The 19,405-nt window shown below is 46.7% G+C and carries 20 protein-coding genes and 1 riboswitch; of the genes, 13 read left to right on the top strand and 7 right to left on the bottom strand.

From position 1 onward, the window contains the following. Positions 1 to 63: 63 nt before the first annotated feature. Together AC5JR3_RS11305 and AC5JR3_RS11300 are read left to right on the top strand one after the other, a co-directional pair. Positions 64 to 258 (top strand): hypothetical protein, encoded by a 195-nt coding sequence (locus AC5JR3_RS11305; protein ID WP_495845960.1) that lies wholly within the window; start codon positions 64 to 66, stop codon positions 256 to 258. 86 nt (positions 259 to 344) lie between these two features. Then, on the top strand, positions 345 to 1,529 hold the full coding sequence (locus AC5JR3_RS11300) for a virulence factor (RefSeq protein ID WP_495845958.1): 1,185 nt from the start codon (positions 345 to 347) through the stop codon (positions 1,527 to 1,529). Positions 1,530 to 1,532: 3 nt separating this feature from the next. Here AC5JR3_RS11300 and AC5JR3_RS11295 read toward each other — a convergent pair whose 3' ends face one another. Beyond that, positions 1,533 to 2,213 carry an SDR family oxidoreductase gene (locus AC5JR3_RS11295; RefSeq protein WP_495845956.1) on the bottom strand — a complete coding sequence of 227 codons (681 nt, stop codon included), beginning with the start codon at positions 2,211 to 2,213 and terminating at the stop codon, positions 1,533 to 1,535. Between the two features lie 286 nt (positions 2,214 to 2,499). Then, a riboswitch (guanidine-I (ykkC/yxkD leader) is annotated at positions 2,500 to 2,636 on the top strand. Positions 2,637 to 2,716: 80 nt separating this feature from the next. Between AC5JR3_RS11295 and speB the strand changes: the two genes are divergently transcribed. The 6 genes from speB (at position 2,717) to AC5JR3_RS11265 (ending at position 8,188) form a co-directional block, all read left to right on the top strand. Next, positions 2,717 to 3,910 (top strand): agmatinase, encoded by a 1,194-nt coding sequence (gene speB, locus AC5JR3_RS11290; RefSeq protein ID WP_495845954.1) that lies wholly within the window; start codon positions 2,717 to 2,719, stop codon positions 3,908 to 3,910. A gap of 3 nt (positions 3,911 to 3,913) precedes the next feature. Next, positions 3,914 to 4,291: a hydrogenase maturation nickel metallochaperone HypA gene (gene hypA, locus AC5JR3_RS11285; protein ID WP_495845952.1), complete on the top strand. Its 378-nt coding sequence runs from the start codon at positions 3,914 to 3,916 to the stop codon at positions 4,289 to 4,291. A 77-nt stretch (positions 4,292 to 4,368) separates the two neighbouring features. Then, positions 4,369 to 5,097, top strand: coding sequence for a hydrogenase nickel incorporation protein HypB (gene hypB, locus AC5JR3_RS11280; RefSeq protein WP_495845950.1), 729 nt, complete (start codon positions 4,369 to 4,371; stop codon positions 5,095 to 5,097). A gap of 56 nt (positions 5,098 to 5,153) precedes the next feature. Continuing rightward, positions 5,154 to 6,185: an ABC transporter substrate-binding protein gene (locus AC5JR3_RS11275; protein WP_495845948.1), complete on the top strand. Its 1,032-nt coding sequence runs from the start codon at positions 5,154 to 5,156 to the stop codon at positions 6,183 to 6,185. 246 nt (positions 6,186 to 6,431) lie between these two features. After that, the gene (locus tag AC5JR3_RS11270; RefSeq protein WP_495845946.1) at positions 6,432 to 7,280 is read left to right on the top strand and encodes an ABC transporter permease; all 849 of its coding nucleotides are present in this window, start codon (positions 6,432 to 6,434) and stop codon (positions 7,278 to 7,280) included. 101 nt (positions 7,281 to 7,381) lie between these two features. Continuing rightward, positions 7,382 to 8,188, top strand: coding sequence for an ABC transporter ATP-binding protein (locus AC5JR3_RS11265; RefSeq protein ID WP_495845944.1), 807 nt, complete (start codon positions 7,382 to 7,384; stop codon positions 8,186 to 8,188). A gap of 85 nt (positions 8,189 to 8,273) precedes the next feature. Here AC5JR3_RS11265 and AC5JR3_RS11260 read toward each other — a convergent pair whose 3' ends face one another. The 3 genes from AC5JR3_RS11260 to AC5JR3_RS11250 form a co-directional block, all read right to left on the bottom strand. After that, positions 8,274 to 8,807, bottom strand: coding sequence for a GAF domain-containing protein (locus AC5JR3_RS11260; RefSeq protein WP_495845942.1), 534 nt, complete (start codon positions 8,805 to 8,807; stop codon positions 8,274 to 8,276). Between the two features lie 109 nt (positions 8,808 to 8,916). Further along, the gene (locus AC5JR3_RS11255; RefSeq protein ID WP_495845940.1) at positions 8,917 to 9,747 is read right to left on the bottom strand and encodes a hypothetical protein; all 831 of its coding nucleotides are present in this window, start codon (positions 9,745 to 9,747) and stop codon (positions 8,917 to 8,919) included. Between the two features lie 226 nt (positions 9,748 to 9,973). Beyond that, positions 9,974 to 10,624, bottom strand: a complete 651-nt coding sequence (locus AC5JR3_RS11250) for a hypothetical protein (RefSeq protein ID WP_495845938.1) — start codon at positions 10,622 to 10,624, stop codon at positions 9,974 to 9,976. A gap of 618 nt (positions 10,625 to 11,242) precedes the next feature. On the opposite strand from AC5JR3_RS11250, the gene AC5JR3_RS11245 reads away from it, so the two are divergent. The 4 genes from AC5JR3_RS11245 (at position 11,243) to AC5JR3_RS11230 (ending at position 15,559) form a co-directional block, all read left to right on the top strand. Continuing rightward, the gene (locus tag AC5JR3_RS11245) at positions 11,243 to 11,752 is read left to right on the top strand and encodes a hypothetical protein (RefSeq protein WP_495845936.1); all 510 of its coding nucleotides are present in this window, start codon (positions 11,243 to 11,245) and stop codon (positions 11,750 to 11,752) included. Continuing rightward, positions 11,749 to 12,558 (top strand): trypsin-like peptidase domain-containing protein, encoded by an 810-nt coding sequence (locus AC5JR3_RS11240; protein ID WP_495845934.1) that lies wholly within the window; start codon positions 11,749 to 11,751, stop codon positions 12,556 to 12,558. Before AC5JR3_RS11245 ends, AC5JR3_RS11240 begins: the two co-directional genes overlap by 4 nt. Positions 12,559 to 12,940: 382 nt before the next feature. Then, on the top strand, positions 12,941 to 14,989 hold the full coding sequence (locus tag AC5JR3_RS11235) for a serine hydrolase domain-containing protein (protein WP_495845932.1): 2,049 nt from the start codon (positions 12,941 to 12,943) through the stop codon (positions 14,987 to 14,989). A gap of 225 nt (positions 14,990 to 15,214) precedes the next feature. Continuing rightward, complete coding sequence (locus AC5JR3_RS11230; RefSeq protein ID WP_495845931.1) at positions 15,215 to 15,559, top strand: hypothetical protein; 345 nt, start codon at positions 15,215 to 15,217, stop codon at positions 15,557 to 15,559. Positions 15,560 to 15,580: 21 nt separating this feature from the next. On the opposite strand, the gene AC5JR3_RS11225 is transcribed toward AC5JR3_RS11230, so the two are convergent. Continuing rightward, positions 15,581 to 16,654 (bottom strand): AI-2E family transporter, encoded by a 1,074-nt coding sequence (locus AC5JR3_RS11225; RefSeq protein ID WP_495845929.1) that lies wholly within the window; start codon positions 16,652 to 16,654, stop codon positions 15,581 to 15,583. 249 nt (positions 16,655 to 16,903) lie between these two features. Here AC5JR3_RS11225 and AC5JR3_RS11220 point away from each other — a divergent pair, with 249 nt between their 5' ends. Continuing rightward, on the top strand, positions 16,904 to 17,935 hold the full coding sequence (locus tag AC5JR3_RS11220) for a chemotaxis protein CheB (RefSeq protein WP_495845927.1): 1,032 nt from the start codon (positions 16,904 to 16,906) through the stop codon (positions 17,933 to 17,935). Positions 17,936 to 18,135: 200 nt separating this feature from the next. On the opposite strand, the gene AC5JR3_RS11215 is transcribed toward AC5JR3_RS11220, so the two are convergent. Continuing rightward, entirely contained in the window at positions 18,136 to 19,158 is a 1,023-nt protein-coding gene (locus AC5JR3_RS11215) for a DUF389 domain-containing protein (RefSeq protein WP_495845925.1), read from the bottom strand. Positions 19,159 to 19,176: 18 nt separating this feature from the next. After that, positions 19,177 to 19,392: a hypothetical protein gene (locus tag AC5JR3_RS11210; protein WP_495845923.1), complete on the bottom strand. Its 216-nt coding sequence runs from the start codon at positions 19,390 to 19,392 to the stop codon at positions 19,177 to 19,179. Positions 19,393 to 19,405 lie beyond the last annotated feature (13 nt).

Genomic DNA, 19,405 nt, shown 5'->3' with positions numbered 1-19,405 from the left:
GTACGGGGCAACGTGTGGTCTTGATAGGGTGAAGCAATAGGGCTAAATCAGGTAGAAGGCATTATGAATCGGTTAGTTGTAATTTTCACCCTGTTTGCATTGATATTGCTGTTTGTCACTGCTCCCTTTGCTGGATTAGCAGGTTTAATGCTGTTTTTATTAGTGCCAGCGGTGTTCTGGGTATTTTATACAATGGCGGCGACGTTGCTGGTAGGCGGGCCTAAAACCCCCTCTAGGAAAGAACCTGGCAACACCTAAAGCTGGATTTGAGCAGAAATTTTAATAATAGCGATCGCTTCAATCTTGCTTTCGATTGGCGTCATGATTTTTTAAAAAATAGCAATATGAAACTCTCTTCCCTAGAAACTACCCCCAATCCCCACTGCATGAAGCTCAATCTTGATGAGCAGATTAGCGCCAAACCTGTAACACTGCGCCCCAATGAAACGGTTACCAATGTGCCGGAAGTTGCCAAGCAATTGCTTCAGCTCAAGGGGGTTAAAGAAGTTTTTCTGGCGTTGGACTTTATTACGCTGATGCGAGAAAGTAACGCCGATTGGCAGCCAATTTTAGCTCAATCTGCTCGTTTACTGGGGATTGCAGAGTCAGCCGATGAGAAACTTAAGGCTCAATTAGCACAGCCTGCGACGGAAAGTAGCCGTGAAGCCCGTCAAAATTTAGGGCAAGTTGATGTCGCCATTCAGGTGTTTCGCCACATTCCCATACAGGTGCGGGCGACAACAGAGTCAGGGGAACAAGCGAGAGTGAGCCTGCCAGAACGGTTTAATGAAGCTCTGCAACGAGCGATCGCGGCAACAGGGGCGAACTACATCACCGAACGCCGCTGGCAACCCTACGAATCCCGCAACGGGCTGCCTAGTGAGGTCGTGCAAATGGTAGCCGAGGAGATCGATAGCTTGGTTGATCAAGCCGAGCTGGCACAGATTGAAGCTCTAGCGATCGCCTCCAACACTACGTCACCTAACTCTGTTGAAGAAGCACCGACGGCCAAACCTGTCAATCAACAAGCCTTGCTAGACGAACTCCAGAGTCCGGACGGACAGCGGCGACTGAAGGCAATTCAGAAGCTGGAGGTTACACCGGAAACCTTCCCCGCCATCCTTACCGCCCTCAATGATCAGCGGAGTGCTGTTCGCCGTTGGGCTGCCGCCATCCTAGGCACCAGTGAAATACCAGAAGCGGTAGAACCTCTGTGTCGTGCTGTCCTCTCTGATAGCTCCGTGATTGTGCGCCGTACAGCGGGGGACGCCTTGAGCGATCTAGGGGATGAAAGCGCGATCGCAACTATGGCTAAAGCCCTAGAAGACTGCTCTAAACTAGTACGCTGGCGTGCTGCCCGTTACCTGAACGAGATGGGGAATGAAACCGCCATAGAACCCTTGCGTCGGGCGCTGGAAAAAGAAAGCGAGTTTGATGTGCGCGTTGAAATAGCCGCCGCCTTAGAACGAATTGAAGGCGGAGGCGATCGCACCTTACCGATGTGGATGCGCCTATCTCAGGGAGCTTAGTAACTAAGCCGGAACCGTCAACGGCACCCCATTATTCGCAGGACTCAGCTGCAGCAAAAAGGGAACCGCTACTTTCACCCAGTCCTGAATCGATGTGTAATCCGCCGCTGCTTCCCCGAAGCAAATGTCCAACATATCCGTGTGAATAATGCCAGGATTTAAGGGAATCGCCGCCATCCCAGCAGGCAGTTCCTGCGCCAAAGCGCGAGTTAATCCCTCAATTGCCCACTTAGAAGCACAGTAAGGCGCAACCTCCGGAGAAGTCGAACGCCCCCAGCCCGAACTGAAATTCACAATAATGCCACTTTTCCCCTCAATCATTGCCGGGATAAAGTGGCGAAGTACATTCCCTACTCCCTTGATATTCACATCAATCAAGCGAGAAAAATCCTCACTAGGAATTTCCCAAAGCGGTGCTAATTCATTGATGATACCCGCATTGTTAATCAACAAATCTGGGGGAGCATACTCAGCCAAAAGCCGCTTTGCCCAAGCCTGAACCTGCCCCTCATCTGCCACATCCACCGCTGTAAAATCGTGAGGCGAACCAAATTTCTTAAGTTGTGCCACCGCCTCCGCAGAACGAGCGCAACCCAAAACCGTATGTCCCGCCTGGATAAACTCCTCCGCCATCGCCTTACCCAAACCGCGACTGACACCCGTAATTACAATTAACCTTGCCATTTCTCTCTCTTCTCTCTATTAATCTATTCTCCGCGCCCTCTGCGCCCTCTGCGGTTTATTAAACACCAGCACCTGACACATCCAACCCACCCAAACCAATCACTATTCACCCTCAGAAATAAAGCGATCGCCTATCAATTATCTTTTAGTAGCCTTTGATACATTTTTCCGGCTGCTGGATTGATAAAAGTATCAATAAGCTAGGAGTTTCACAAAAACACTGAACTAACCTTCAAAAGTAAAGAATTGATAAGTTTGTTCAAATTATTTCTAGCAAAACTTGACAATTAATTGCCTCTAGGGTTCCGGTTTGAGTTGAATAACTTAAACGACTGGTCCGAGAGAGGCAAGCTAACTTGGCAGAGTTTTTATTAGTTTAAAAAACCAAGGATAGCTACACGGCGGGAAAAAAGCCCGGGAGAAGTATACAGCAGTTATGGAACTGTTGATACTTTCCTGGGCTTTTTGCTTTCTAAAACTTATTGTTTTCACCTGCAAAGGACATGACTGAACAACCATCCTTCCAACCCCCAAACTCCAACTTAAACGGACATTTATCAGAAGCCAATCGCGCCTTAGAACGCGAAGCACAACTGCCACTAACAGGTTGGCAGCAGGAAGTCGATAGAGGGTTAGAGTATGGCTTAGAAGCCGCCGAAAGTATACGCGATCGCACTATTTCTACCTTCTCTCGCGGTGAACTTCCCCACTACGCCGGAATCAATACTTTTCTTAAAGCTCCCTATATAGAAGATGTCAGAAAAGTTGGGGAATACGATGTAGCAATCGTCGGCGTTCCCCATGATTCCGGTACTACCTATCGTCCTGGTACGCGTTTTGGTCCGCAGGGAATTCGGAGAATTTCCGCATTGTATACCCCCTACAACTTTGAACTAGGAATTGACTTGCGCGAGCAAATAACCTTGTGTGATGTCGGTGATATTTTCACAATTCCTGGCAATAACGAAAAGTCTTTTGACCAAATTTCCAAAGGCATTGCTCATATTTTCTCCTCCGGGGCATTTCCCATTATCTTAGGCGGCGATCATTCAATTGGTTTTCCGACAGTTCGGGGAATTTGTCGTCACTTAGGCGATAAAAAAGTCGGGATTATCCACTTTGATCGCCATGTCGATACTCAGGAAACCGACTTAGATGAACGGATGCATACCTGTCCCTGGTTTCATGCCACAAATATGAAAAATGCTCCAGCAAAAAACTTGGTACAACTGGGCATTGGTGGCTGGCAAGTTCCGCGTCAAGGAGTGAAATTTTGCAGAGAACGAGCAACCAACATTTTAACGGTTACAGATATCACTGAAATGGGCATTGATGCCGCTGTTAATTTTGCCTTAGAACGAGCGTTAGACGGTACCGATTGCGTTTATATCAGCTTCGATATTGACTGCATTGATGCTGGATTTGTCCCTGGTACGGGATGGCCCGAACCCGGTGGTTTATTACCCCGTGAAGCCCTGGCATTGTTGGGCAAAATTGTCCAAAAAGCGCCTGTTTGTGGATTAGAAGTTGTCGAAGTTTCACCGCCCTACGATGTCAGTGATATGACGTCGTTAATGGCAACTCGCGTTATCTGTGACACGATGGCTCATTTGGTATTATCCGGACAACTTCCGAGAAAAAGACCCACCTATCTCCATTCAGAGCAAACACCAGAGTTGATAGAAGAGTGGAGATAGCTCATGCATGAAACTGATATGACCAAGGCTTTGATTTTAACAGTCAAAGATTGGTGGGAATCACAACCGGAACGCCCTCAAGTGGACAAGGTTCATTTAATTGTCGGCAAATTTACTTGTGTTGAACCAATCAGTTTGCAATTCTCTTTTGATGTTCAGAAGCAGAATACATTTCTTGAAAATGCCACCTTAGTGATTGAAGAAACGCCCTTGATTGCTTTTTGTCATTCTTGTCAGCAGGAGTATATGCCTGTAGTGGGGCTGCAATATGGTTGCTCCCAGTGCAATGCTCCGATGGAGGATATTCGCTCAGGGCGAGAGTTGAAAATTGACCGGATTGAGTGTGTGGATATGGCTTTGGAGAAGGGGGGTATTTTTTAAACACAGAGGGACGCGGGGGTTAGCTCTGAGGGGCAAGAGAGTTTTTTTGAAGATCTATGTAAGGAAGTTAGGTAACAATGCATCAAACTTTTGACGCGGCTTTAGGGATTAATTTACTTCATGCAAATCAAGCGGGTGCTGACCACAATCGCGCTCATTTTGATCAGTGGGGAATTACTTGCCTGAATGTGATGAGTAGTCCTGGTTCGGGCAAAACGGTACTCTTGGAACGCACATTGGCGGCTTTAAGAAATCAGCTAAAAATTGCCGTTATTGAAGGGGACATGACGACGGAATTAGATGCCGATCGCCTGCGCCAGTATGATGTCCCTGTGATTGCTATTAATACGGGGCGTTCCTGTCACCTAGATTCAAAAATGGTGGCAGGAGGAATTCACACTCTAGAACATCAGTACAATCCTTCTGATTTTGATTTAGTGCTGGTGGAAAATGTCGGCAATTTAGTCTGTCCGGCGGAGTTTGAAGTGGGAGAACATGCAAAGGTTGCCCTGCTGAGTATAACGGAAGGGGAAGATAAGCCGCTGAAGTATCCGGTCATGTTTCAGGAAGCGGATTGTTTGCTGATTACGAAATTAGACTTAGCTCCTTATTTGGACGTTGATATTAGCCGCATTGAAGCGAATGTTCGCCAAATGAATCCGAATGCTCAAATTATTCCAGTTTCTGCCAAAACGGGTGAAGGATTAGACCTTTGGCTGGATTGGGTGCGGCTACAAGTGGCAATGAAAAGTCAGTTATCTGAAGGAACGGTAGCAACAGATACAGATGTGATGATGAGTTATTAATCATTAATGATTAGTAACCAGCACTTTCTGAGTTGACGTAAAAAAAAGGGAAAGGGATGAAGATTAATAAGTTAATTTCTTTACTAACTTTGTTTGTATTCAGCTTAGCGATCGCCGCTAGTTGTACTCCCTCTTCCCCAACTGCAATTTCTGGGAATTCTGCCTCAGAAAATGCAACAATTCAAATGGGCTTTAGTGTTTGGCCCGGTTGGCTTCCCTGGCAAGTTGCTCAAGAACAAAATCTGTTTGAAGAGAATAACGTCAAGGTAGATTTGAAATGGTTTGATGGCTATCTAGACTCTATTAATGCCTTTACAGCAGGTCAGTTGGATGCCAACAGCCAAACGCTTAATGACGCGCTTACGGCTGCCGCTGCTGGGGTGGATTTAGCCGTTGTCCTAGTTAATGACAACTCCACAGGTAACGACAAAATAATTGCTCGCGACGGCATTAACAGTGTGAGCGACCTCAAAGGCAAAACCATAGCTGTTGAAGAAGGCACAGTTGACCATTTCCTCTTACTTTTGGGAATGAAAGAAGCGGGGTTGTCTGCAAAAGATGTCAACATTCAACCCTTGGAAACGGGTGCAGCCGCCGCCGCATTTGTGGCTGGACAAGTAGATGCAGTCGGAGTATTTGCCCCCTTTACAACCCAAGCTTTACAACGACCAGGAAGCAAAGAACTATTTAGCTCTAAAGATTTTCCTGGTGCAATTCCCGATCTTCTTGTAGTTAAGCGCCAGTTAATTGAGGAAAGACCTCAAGATGTACAAGCACTAGTTAATACTTGGTTTGATACCCTCAATTATTTGGAAAAAAACAATCAAAAAGGGAGGGAAACTTTAGCGAAACAGGCTGGGGTATCGGTAGAAGAGTATAAAAACTATGATGCTGGTACAACAATCTTTAGGATTGAGGATAATTTGAAAGCATTTGAACCGGGGAATGACATGAAATCTTTACCCTATGCGGCTAAGGAAATTAGTGAATTTTTGCTGGAAGCTGGATTAGTCAGGGAGGCTCCGGATATTAGCAATATCTTTGATGACCAGTTTGTTAAAGCTTATGCGGAGAAGGGGAAGACTTAAAGGCTGTTTGCTGATTCTGGGGTGGGGTAGTAGGGAAACTTAGTAAACCGCACCAGGCGCAGAGGACAAAGAGAAATAAGTAGTAGGACGAAAGTAAATAACTCGAGGTGTGTAGGCAGGTCTAAAGCCCTCAAAATAGTCATAAGACCTTGACTACAAATCAAGTTTAAATACTTTAATTTATTCCCGCATACTTACTTAAAAATTTTTTAGGTTTGATAGCTATTGATTATTCAAGGAACCCTTATGGCTCAACCTCCTGAGTATGTAAATCATGCAAATATCTCTCGTCCGGCTAAGGTTCTAAAACCTAGTGTCTTTTGGCGGATTACTGATGATATTCCTAAAAAGTTGAGTTGGAGCTTAATGGTGCTCTCGGTGGTAGTACCGTTTATCTTGTGGCTACTTATTTCTAATTCTGGGTTAGTAAAACCTTTGTTTCTCCCCACTCCTACTGCTGTTCTGGGTGCTTTTCAATCCCTCTGGGCAAGTGGCGATTTACTCAAAGATATTTTTTACAGCTTGTTTCGGGTACTCAGTGGTTTTCTTTTAGCCGCTAGTATTTCTATTCCTTTGGGAACTCTGATGGGAACTTTTCCCAGTATCCGAGCCTTAATGGAGCCGATTATCGGCATTGTCCGCTATATGCCTGCTCCGGCTTTTATTCCCTTGCTCATTTTGTACTTTGGGATTGGAGAAGAACCGAAGATTTTGCTGATTTTTATTGGCACTTTATTTTTCAATACCCTGATGGTGATGGATGGGGTAAAGGAGGTTCCTAAAGAGTTAATCGAAACCTCTTATACCTTAGGGGGGAAACGCAAACAGGTTTTACTGCAAGTCATTTTTCCGTTTATCTTGCCGACAATTCTTGATGCTGCGCGGGTAAATATGGCGGCATCTTGGAACTTAGTAATTGTTGCGGAGTTAGTGGCGGCGACGGAAGGGCTAGGACGGCGGATTAGTGTGGCTCAACGGTTTTTGAAGACGGATGAAATCTTTGTTGGTTTAATTGTTATTGGTCTAATTGGCTTAGCCATTGATCTTTTGTTTCGTTTGTTACTGCGCCTGTCTTGTAAATGGGCTATGAATTGATAAATAAGTCTGGAATTAGATTTTTTTCAACTCGTCTATTATCTTCCCAGTCGGCGATCTTCAGTACTCAGTTGCTATTTTCAAATTAGGTAGATAGTTTTATGCATTTAGAAGTTTCTCAACTACACAAGGAATTTCCCACTCGCAAAGGTTCGCTGCTGGCTCTTGAAGATATCAATATGCATATCGAAGAGGGAGAGTTTGTCTGTACCGTTGGCGCGAGTGGTTCGGGTAAGTCTACCTTGTTACGCCTAATTGCAGGGTTGGAGTTCCCGACATCGGGAGAAATTCGGGTCGATGGGGAACGCGTTGCGGGGCCAGGTTTTGACCGAGGGATGGTCTTTCAGAGCTATACGTTGTATCCCTGGATGAATGTGGCGGAAAATGTCGGTTTTGGTTTGAAGTTGCAAGGCATGAGTGCAGCGGTGCGGCGGCAACGGGTAGCTTACTATTTAGACGTGGTGGGGTTGTCCCAATTTGCCAAGTCTCTTCCCAAGGCATTATCCGGTGGAATGAAACAACGGGTAGCGATCGCCCGTGCTTTAGCCTCCCAACCCAAAATCTTGTTAATGGATGAACCTTTTGGGGCGCTGGATGTGCAAACGAAAGAACAGATGCAGCAATTCCTCCTGGAAGTCTGGCGATGCACCGGAACCACGATTTTCATGATTACTCACGATGTTGAGGAAGCGGTGTTTCTCTCACAGCGCATCTATGTCTTATCCGCACATCCGGGTACGGTGAAGCAGGAACTGAAAATCAACCTCCCTGATGGCTTTACCGACGCCAACAGTATACGTACCAGCCAAATTAAGCGCACTCCCACGTTCCTAGCTTACAAAGATCAGGTAATGGAATCCCTCTGCACCTCCAGCGTTCCGGAAAAAGCAATGCTATTGGCTGGATAAGAAACGGCTAATACCCATTCCCTCTTAGACACTAGGCAATAACATAAAAGGTTTTAGCCGGGGGTAAATTTAGATAACTCAGCACTTAAATCTCTGAGGATTTCACATAAGCAGCAGCTAGCGGCGTAATCGCTTCGACGACTCGATCGATAATAAAGCGATCGCGATCGCCCCAAACTCGCGGTTGACCAAAAATGCAGGGTTGCAGAACCCCCCATAGCATCCCATCTTCACAAAGATGAGCGTGAATTAATGCCCGATGTCCAAAGTTTTCCGCCTCAAAATCGCGATTAACAACCTCTGGAGGGGCGGTTTCCACATCTTCCACAAAAATCGACTCCTCCGTCCGCAGGGCTGCTGCAAATAGAGGGTCTTCTTTGGGGAGAGAGTCGGGTTCTTTTTCCCACTCGGCGGTGCTGACATCAGGACATTCGGGGTTGCGCCGCCAGCAGTAAGGAGTTCTCCCCATTTTGGTGTGGGGATCGCGCAGGTAGAGAAAAGTGCGATCGCACTCCAACACCTCACACAATGCCGGGAGTAACTTAGAAAAAACCAAATCGGGTTCCCTGTCGGCTTGCACAATGTTCTCTAGAACCGCAGGTAACTTGTACTCATTCATAAGTCGGGTAATCTGCAAAAACTAAAATCCCCCTTTCCCCTAAGTTTAGGGGGTCAAAGGGGGGAGAAAAATCACCACAAGAGTGGTGACCAATGGCAGCGATATCCGCTTATTTTGCTACCTCAGGTATGGCTGAGGGGAATACCGAGCGAGCAATCAGCACAGGTTTGTTCGCATATTCTGCTTCCAACTGGCTTTGCACGCCTGCATCCCAAGTTAAGTCGTAATCCCGCTCAAACTCAGCAACAACGAATGGGCGGACTTCCCCGACTGCGGCGATTGCCTGGTCTTCCGTGATCGCTCTCTGCTGAGTCGGCACGAAGACTATCAAGTCGCCGCCATCAAGTCTAAATACACCTGACTCGCCAACTTCTTCGACTTCACCTCTGACGGCAACCGTTTCCCCGTAGAATTCGCTGGGATTTTCAGTGATTTCCTCAGGTTCGGGTGCTATAGCTAGGGACTGAGCAATAATCGCTGGTTTATTTTCGTACTCTGCGTACAGCTCCCGATCGCCACTCAAGTTGTATTCTTCTTCGAGTTCAGCGATCGTAAACTGGCGCACCTCGCCCGTGGCTTGAATCGCAATACCGTCAGTCGGGACAGCAAAAGGTTGTCCTGTCGCATTCACAACCAGAATTGTTTCACCGCTTAAAAACTGACCATCGCTAACGGTGAAGGCATTCTCACCCACTGCTTCCGCTTCGCTGCGGATCGTTACAGTCTGACCAACTAGGCTCTCGGTGTTCTCAGTAACGTCCTCTGCGGTGACATTTTCTTGTTCCTGAGTCAGAGGGGCACCTGCTTGTTGATTATTATTACAGGCAGGTAGCACTATTGCTAGTAGAGCAATAGCCAGTGCTCCCTTGGCGTTCCACAACACCTGAGCAAAGCCGCGCTTACGATTGGCAACTTGATTGTCACTAGCTTGATTCATCATCGAGAAAATCTCCTTAAAATTTATTACTCCTCACATCCTGGCAGCAATGCCCGATGCTAAACCTTTCCTGTCCGAAAGGAGCGATCGCTCTTCTTGCCAGACAAGTCTGCTGTCTAGTCACGACTATCAAGCTAGGCGATCGCCCAACTTGATAGTCTCTTTACAAATTGCAAGTGATTCAAGCGCCGCACTTGAGAAGCACTTTCTTCGCAATTTGTGCAACAGGTTAGTTCAAAAAGACTTGACCATCTCTTTGAATTCTTAATACGCCCTGGTTACTGTCCAGCGTCGTCTCTTCATCTAGCCCAACCTCTAACAGTCCTTGTTCAGAGGCAGACACTGGCATAACTTCTAGTAACCCCTCATCCTGGCGAACCATAGTAATCGTTACAGGCGTCGGCAAGTTTTGCAACACAACTTCTTCTCCACCTGGCAAGAATCGGCGTTGCGTATGTCCGACTGCTTCGTAGGAGACGATCGCATTAGTGTTATTTTTCAGTTTCACGCTAACCATACCATTCATCGGCATGACGTTAGCAACTACCGGAGCGCGCTCTTCTGGTAAAGGCGGTTGAATAACACCAGTTCTGGATGTTGCAGGAGCCACTCGGTCAGTCAGAGCACCCGGTGTAGTCCTTCCTTCTACAACACCCGACTGTCTCCTTTGGGTAGCCGCGTTAGGCGGACATCCCTGAGGGACGATTGATACGCGGTTAAACGGCTCCTGGTAGTAAATGCCAGGGCAGGGGTTAACCTTAGAGCTTAGCGTCTGGGCGGTTGCAGAGAACGCGATCGCTGGCACACCAAGGATCAAACTCCCGCAGATTGCTTTTACTATTCCCAGGGTTTTCTTGCTCATTTGCTGGGATTCGTACATAAAATACCTCCTATTTTCGTAAGTTAACTAGCTTGCTTCTGAGGAAACAGAAAAACGCTATATTATGTAAAACCTAAATTGAACTAGTAATTTACAAACACTTGCTATAACTACCGGGCTATAGCAGTCCTACTTGATTTATAAAATCTTTTGTAGTGCAGGCATTTTGCCTACCCTAATTGCAGGCGAAACAATACAATTCGCCACCTAAATAGGATTTGCTATATCATCAGATACGGATAGCTCTTTCAACCTTCAAAAAGCTGGCAATTTCACTACCTATTTTCTAATTCACCACTGATTAGTTTGCTAAATAGTTAAGTTAATCGTTGGTGATGAAAAATGGGGAACAGGCTTTAAAACTTGATGGTGAAGGTTGTTATTTTCACCATGAGTGACAATTTTTTCAGTTTATTGTTTGTTCTAATTCTCAGGATTTACACCTATCAATCTAGTTATTCTTTCTTAATTCAGACTCTACCCTAAGGAAGGAGTAGTCATCTATCTGGGGGATTATTCCGCCTTTGGACAGCCTATACTGATGAAAGCAGCAAAAGAATAAATAATCCAAATCTAGTAGTTCTATTATTAATTTGCATCACTCAAGACAAGGTGGATATGAAAACGATACGCCGCAGTAGTGACCTGACCTCTTATGAGAAGAATAGCTCTCAGGAACAAAAGGAATTGCATAAATACTCAATTAATACGCTGGCTAACAGAATCATTAGAGTCAGGCAATTATGGGGATCGAAATCGGCGGGTTACTGGTTACTACCAATTCTGGGCAGCAGTCTTGCTGTTTTGGGGGGTTGCTCAATGGAGCGGGTAAGAAACTTTCCTGAACAAGAGACGACTCAATCGCTGGGCAATTCCAGACGAGAAAGCGATCGCCCCCTTACCCCAACAGAAGAAGACACCAACTTTGTTGTGGACGTGGTGGAGAGAGTCAAACCTGTCGTCGTGCAAATCAACACCGCTCGAACCGTAGCAACCGGGAGACCGGAGGCATTGGACGATCCCACCTTTCGCCGTTTCTTTGGTGATTCCGCGCGAATCCAACCTCAAGAGCGCGTGGTGCGGGGGATTGGTCGGGCTTTGTCATCAGTGCCAACGGGCAGATTTTGACCAATGCTCACGTCGTCAACAACGCCGATACAGTCACCGTATCCTTCTCCGATGGTCGCAGCTTTGAAGGCAAAGTTTTGGGAGAAGACCCGGTAACAGATATTGCCGTCGTTCAACTTCCTATCGAAAACTTGCAACCCGTGGAGTTTGGAGACTCCGCCCAGGTGCGACCGGGACAATGGGCGATCGCGATCGGTAATCCCCTCGGTTTACAAGAAACCGTAACCGTTGGTGTGATCAGTGGTCTAGACCGCCCTGGTAGCGCTTTTGGCGCATCCGACAAGCGCATCGACTTTATCCAAACCGATGCCGCCATCAATCCGGGTAACTCTGGTGGCCCCCTACTGAATGCGCGGGGTCAAGTCATTGGCGTCAACACCGCCATTATCGGGGGAGCGCAGGGACTCGGCTTTGCGATTCCCATCGACAGCGCTCGACGCATTGCCCAAGAACTAATCACCAATGGAAGAGTCGAACATCCCTACTTGGGAATTCAGATGATATCCCTCACCCCAGAAATCAGGCAACAACTGAACGCAAATCCCAATGTTGATATCAACGTGGAGGTAGAGCAAGGGATTCTGATCGCCGCCGTGGCGCGGAACTCTCCTGCGGCGGAAGCTGGACTCAGACCCGGAGATATCATCCAAACTATCAACAATCAAGCCGTCACAACCTCAGAAGCTGTCCAACGGTTAGTGGAAGAAAGCGGCGTTGGCAATCCCTTACTAATAACAGTGCAACGCAACAATCGAACCCAGGAACTTTCAGTACGACCGGAACCCCTACCAACGCCTGACCAGTAAGGATGAAGGATGAAGTATGAAGGATGAAGTATGAAGGATGAAACCTTCTAACTTTTAACTCCTAAGTCGTGAGCTTACTCACTCAGAAATGACGAATAAAGAACGTCCCAGTAATATTGTTATCCGGATCTTTTTGGGGATTTTAATCCTTTTTGGTATCTTCGCGGTTGGGGCGATGCTGAATTAGGCCTTCAAACAAACCGGGGAGAACCCTTCACAATTGCAAGAGATTGAAGAGGAACCCTTACCATAACGCGACTAAAAGCAGATTTATTTCGTTAGATAGAGGCTAAGCTAAATAATTAGGCTGTGGCTATGCTGCTACGTAGCTTTCCCGCCTGCCGTTTGAGTAACAACAGGTAAAAGAAAGAAGTATCGAGCAATGAGAAAACGAGCATTTTCAGGGTTGAAGCAGGTTTTTTTAGGATTTCTGCTTGTGGTTCTTTGTTTTTCTCTATCTGGCTTACCTGCTTTGGCTCAAGGTGTAGCGGACGAACTGAACAAATTCCCTCTTCTTTCTCCCGATCATCAACCCGCCCCTCCCACTGAACAAGAGCCGATTGTCCCGCCACTTTCTAATCGCACTGGGCCCAGCAATCTGCAGGAAGTGGAAACCTTCATGGACACATTTTTTGCTCAAGAGATGCCAAAAGAGCATGTTCCTGGTGCAGTAGTGTCTTTAGTAAAAGGTGGGGAAATCTTGTTTACTAAAGGCTACGGCTATGCCAACGTTGAGAAAAAGATTCCCGTCGATCCCGAAACAACTCTCTTTCGCGTTGCCTCCCTCTCTAAGCTGTTTACGGATACAGCAACGATGCAACTCTACGAGCGGGGAGCGCTCGAATTGGACAGAGATATTAATCAGTACTTGCAGGCTTTCCAAGTAGAAAACAAGTATCCCCAACCGATCACCGCCGCCCATCTGATGACGCAAACAAGCGGCATTAGCAGGCGACTAATCGGGATTGCGGCTGACACTGAAGCGGCAATGTCACCCCTAGAAGAGTTTCTCTCTGAGCGTCTACCGCCGATTATTTTGCCGCCTGGAGAAGTGTACTTCTACTCCAATACGGGAATTGCCCTCCTCGGTTATCTGGTGCAGCAAGTTTCCGGCGTTCCTTTTACCCAGTACATCGATGAAAATATCCTGCAACCCCTGGATATGCGGCAAAGTACCTTTCTTCAACCCTTGCCACCTGCCCTAGACTCTAATCTAGCGGTAGGCTATCAGTATAAAAGTGGCAAATTTCACCCCGTTCCGTTTTTGTATCTCAATATTTTTCCGGCAGCGTCACTGAGTACAACGGCAACGGATATGGCGCACTTCATGATTGCCCATTTACTAGAGGGGCGTTACGAAAACTCGCGCATTCTGGAAGAAGATACGGTGCGGCTGATGCATCGGCAGCACTTCACTCATCACCCTCTGTTACCAGGCTCCGCCTACGGCTTTCACGAACGTCTAGAAAATAACCTCCGGACAATTGGACATGCGGGGAACTTACGGGGCTACTCCAGTTCAATTACCCTCCTACCCGATCAAGATGTCGGACTCTTCATCGCCACCAATAACTTTAACGGCATTCACGAAAAACTAATTAATCAGTTTTTAGACCACTACTATCCCGTACAAAACCCATCACCCTTAAGGGAACCCGATGCCAATTTGCGATCGCCACTTGACCAGTTTACGGGGACTTATTGGGATTTTGAGTATCCGCGCGACACCTTCCTCAAGCTTGGGGCAACCTTTGGGCATATCAACATCAAAAAGGGCGAGGATAACACCTTGCTGGTGAGCGTACCGGGTTTGTTCTCTACAGGAGGAGCAACCCAAGTGAAATTAGCCCCAATAGAACCGATGTTGTTTCAGCGCACTAATAATGATGATTTCACTGCCTTTGGGGAGGATAGCAGCGGTCAGATTAGGTTTGCCTTTAATCCAATTGGCCCCAAGCTCGGAGCCTTTGAGCGTGCGCCTTGGTATCTGACGATTTGGTGGCAGTTGGGGCTTGCTGTCGTTTGCTCCTTGGTTTTCCTGTCCGCCTGCATTGTTTGGCCGATCGTGCCTATAGTTCGCGGCTTACGAGGAAAAGGTTTTAAGCTAGAGCGACGGTTTAGTTCTGCCTGGTTAGTCGCGGGTTTAGTCGGCACTCTCTATCTACTTTTTATGATTGGGCTGCCCCTGTCGCTGTGGTTTTACGGCGTTTGGAAGCTGATCTATGGCGTGCCAGCGATCGCTATTCCTTGGTTCTATCTACCGCCAATCGCGATTGGCTTGTCCATTGCCTTGTTAGTGCTGACAGTACTGGCTTGGAAAAACAAATATTGGTCTATTTGGCAGCGATCGCATTACTCTTTAATTACTCTTGCTGCTTTTGCATTTATTCCTTTCCTTGTTTACTGGAATTTTTTAGGGTTAAAGTTTTAACTTTAACTTTCCGTTCTAGCCATCCTATTTAAGTGGTCAAATTTATAAACGAACCACACTCCTGCACACCAAAACGCTTTAGGAAGAAGTTTCCCGATAGCTTAGGAATACTGTGCTACAAGTTCGTTTAGCATTTTGCACATTAAATGTAGCTATAGGATGAGGCAGATCTAAAACGAATCAATCAAATTTACACTAGTCGTGATGTCATGAAGAGAGAAAATAATGAACCTTGACGACCTACAAAAAAAGGGAAAGAAAGTAGCAGAGCGGGTTTCTCATGAAGTGGGAAAAAAAGGAAAGCAAGCGATTGATAAAGTTACTCAAGTCACTCAAGAACGAGTTTCCGCTATCACTGAAGACGCAATTTTTGCTGCTGTCGATCGAGCGATTGATGTCATAGAAATTGCTAGCCAGCGCATTCAAGAAAGAGAAATACCAACAGAGAACGTAGCGCTAGAAGTTAGCGTAAAAATCACTGGGGTAGCGGAACTTAAAATAAAAGCCGATGTGCCAAAGTCAGGCGAAATAGAAGCGGTGAATCTGGATGTTGTGCCAAGAGAAGAATAAAAGCCCCTAGGGAAAGGTAAATTATTCTTCTTCTGCTACGAGGGCTATGGGTTCCGGGCGATTATTCCTTTTATCTGCTCCCCATTGATCGAGAATATCTTTGACCAAAACCTCTTGTAACCACACCTCAGCAACTACAACAAAGGGAAGTGCGAGAAACAGCGCTAAAACTCCAAAGAAAACGGCAAAAACAATTTGGGAAAGCAGCGTAACTACCGGGGGTAACAGTACCGTCTTTTTCATCACGAAGGGAACTAAGAGATAGTTCTCAATCTGCTGAATTAGGAGGTACAAAATTACCACTCCAACCGCTTTCCAAACCCCGTCAGTCAGAGCAACTAAAACGGGTGGAATCAAGCTTAAAGTTGGCCCCAGGTTAGGAATAACTTCTAAAAATCCTGCAATGAAGGAGTTGGCTAGTATCAGCGGTACTCCCAAAATCCATAAGCCGATCGCGCTAATTGTACCGATAAAGGCTGTATTAATGAGAACGCCAATTGCCCAGTTGACTAACGCTACTTCCGATTGATTCATAATGCCTTCGGCTCGTCGGCGATAGAAAGAGGGAAATAACTGTAAAAATATTCGGCGATAAAGCTGGGGATTAACCAGAAACATAACGGTCAATATCAAAACCAGTAAGGCACTTCCTAAAATAGTCAGTAAGTCGGTGAAGAAGGCAAAAAAGTTGCGAAAGAACCGCGCGACAAACGGCTGAATTTGTGTAATCAGCGTGTCAGTGGTCGGGACATTATCTGCCATGCCCTCTGGTATATTGCTTCGCAGCCAGTCAAGCCAATTTCTAGATTGTTCTATCGCTAAGGGTGTTAGGTCGATCAATTGTTGAACTTGAGCGACAAAGGGAGGCACAACGATCCAGATGAAGCCAGCTAGAAGGATGATTAAGATGATGATTGAGATAAAGACAGCAATGCCGCGCTTGGCCACAAATCTTTCTAGGAAGCGTACTAGCCTATTAATTACAGTTGCAAAGACTAGTGCCGCAAAGGCTATTAAGAGGATTTGCTGAATTCGCCAAAGAATATAAAGAGAGATAACAAAGGCGATGATACCAACCGCTTTCCCAAAACTCACAACCTACTCCCCATTTTTTGGCAATTTTAGGCAATCTTACCGAGAATAGAGGGCTTCAGGCAATCTTTGCATCTCTCCTAGGCTCGACTTTTGCTCTCTGTTGATTGAGAGTTGACTGAAATAACGTTTTGAGGGGTTTAGTGCAGCAAGGGCGATCGCACCTTCTAGGTGTAGCCAATTTGACGAATGCGATCGCTTTATTCGTCCGCGCTAAAGCTAGAGTAGCTTTATAGGCTTGGAGAAGATTTGATGCAGGGAAAAATTATTGTTGTTGGCGCTTCTGCCGGAGGCGTAGAAGTACTGACCAAGCTGGTGGCAGGTCTATCACCAGACTTGCCAGCAACGATCTTTGTTGTACTTCACGTTTCGCCCAACGGCACCAGCGTTCTGCCGAAAATCCTCAACCGTGCTGGCCCATTGGAAGCTATGCACGCCAAACAAGGCGAAGTATTTCAGCCGGGGCGCATCTATATTGCCCCACCCGATTATCATCTGCTGATCAAAAAGGGGCATATGCAACTAACGCGCGGCCCTAAGGAAAATAGTCATCGCCCTGCCATCGATCCGCTATTTCGCACGGCAGCACGGGCTTATGGCTCCCAAGTAATCGGTGTGGTGCTATCAGGGATGCTCGATGATGGTACGGCAGGTTTGTCGGCAGTGAAGGAGCGAGGTGGTATCGCCATTGTCCAAAATCCCGATGAGGCTCTCTTCAGCGATATGCCACGCAGTGCCATTGAGAACGTAGAGGTCGATTTGATTGTGCCAGTGGCGGAGATGGGAGCCGCTTTAGTACATTTTGCTCATAAACCCGTGAAAGAGCAGGAACTAGCTCCGGTATCTAAAGAAATGGAGATGGAAGCTGACATTGCGGAACTAAAGCCAGACGCCGTGCACAGTGACGAACGACCGGGAACGCCATCGAACTTCGCCTGTCCCGATTGCGGCGGCGTCTTATGGGAACTCGGTCAAAACAATCTGATCCGGTTTCGGTGCCGCACAGGTCATGCCTTCTCAGCCGAAAGTTTGCTAGCAAAGCAGTCAGAGGCACTGGAGGAGGCACTATGGACAGCGCTCAGGGCACTGGAGGAGACGGCAGTTCTCAGACGGCGGATGGCAAAACGGGCTAGTCAAATGGGTAACAGTGCCAGAGCGCAGAGCTATGAAGAGCAGGCGATCTCTGCGGAGCAACGCGGTGAACTGATCCGACAAACGATTTTAAGCAGCATAAACAGCAATAGTAATGATGGAAAAAGAACTCCTGAAGATAGACCTCACTGAAAAGTCCACCCGGTTAAGTAGGACATGTAAATAATTAAAGGTTGGTCGTAAGGGCTAAACTCCTCAAAATGAGTCTAAAGCCCTGAATACGAACTAATTTAAGAAATTTCAAATTGCAACACAAAGAGGGATATCTCTCTCCCCTTACCAAAAAAATGATCTTCTGGATTGGTGCAAAAGGTCTTGATAGTAGCCATCTTTTAAGGCGTCGGTTGCAAGTCTGACTGCTCCGGGTTTTCTCGCCTGACTTCTTCTACCTGACTCACTGAAAAAACCAAAGTAAAATCTCGACCCATTTCTTTAGCAACAAATTCTTCTAGAAGCCTTACCTGTTTGGGTGTCAACACCTCACGCGATCGCACTGTTAGATACACCTCCGGCGGATTGGTCAACCAATCTGTGTCAATATCAACCAGTTCCACTCGTTGAAACGTAATTGTGCGGTTTAGCAAAGCTTCTTTTAAAGAAGCTTCGAGATGAGCTTGGCGGGTCAATTCTATAAAGCTAATACCCAAAGGAATTACAAGCAGCGTCGTCAAGCCCAGCGTCCACATCAAAGGACGTTTAGCATCCTCAAGCGGGGTATAGCCCGTAATCAAAAACGTCAGCATACAGGAGAGGGTAATCCCTAACAAATTAGTTAGGTAGAGGAGCGTTGCACCCAGACTGAGCGACCAATCACCATGGGATAACCCTAAGCCAATCACGCAAATTGGTGGCATTAGCGCCACAGCGATCGCTGTTCCGGCTAGAGTCCCAGAAACTTTCGGCTGTATCTTCGCAAAACCGCTGATTCCCCCGGCGGCTACAGCAATTCCCAAGTCTATCAGGTTAGGTTTGGAACGGGATATCACTTCGCTCCCAAACTCCGGTAGCCCAATCAAAGAGCCAATTGCCAGCGCTAATACTACAGAAAAAATAGTGCCAACCGCGATCGCCTGCAAGCCTTTACGAAACAGAGAAAGATCCCCCTCCAAAGCTCCAAAGGCTAACCCGCGAATCGGAAACATCAAAGGCGCAATCAGCATCGCCCCGATGATCACAGCACTACTGTTGGAAATTAACCCGAAAGTTGCGATCGCGCAGGAGCCAAAGATCAACACCATGTAGTTGATTTCCAGGGTTGATTCTTCTAATAATCCCAGTTGCAAGTCTTGTCGCTTCTGGGGTGCAACTTTTTTCTGCCTGAGATACCTAAAAAAAACTTTAATCGTTTTAAACAAGATTTTTTCGCTGCTTAATCAACATTTTAGAAAAAAATCAAGACGGGTGGCGAGGCTAACCCTCACTGCCTTATTGCTGACGGCATTAAGCAAGTTTTCGGCAGCAAAGCCGACCAGATTACAAGATTTGCAACTGGGATTAATTGTTCCAATTGCTACTAGTACCTCGCCTGCGACGCCGCCATACCGTTTAGGGGTGAAGGCTCCCATGAGCGATCGCACACTAGAAATCATGAAAATTCATCTC

Source organism: Kastovskya adunca (assembly GCF_059505785.1).
This window is presented reverse-complemented; position numbering and strand designations above follow the sequence as displayed.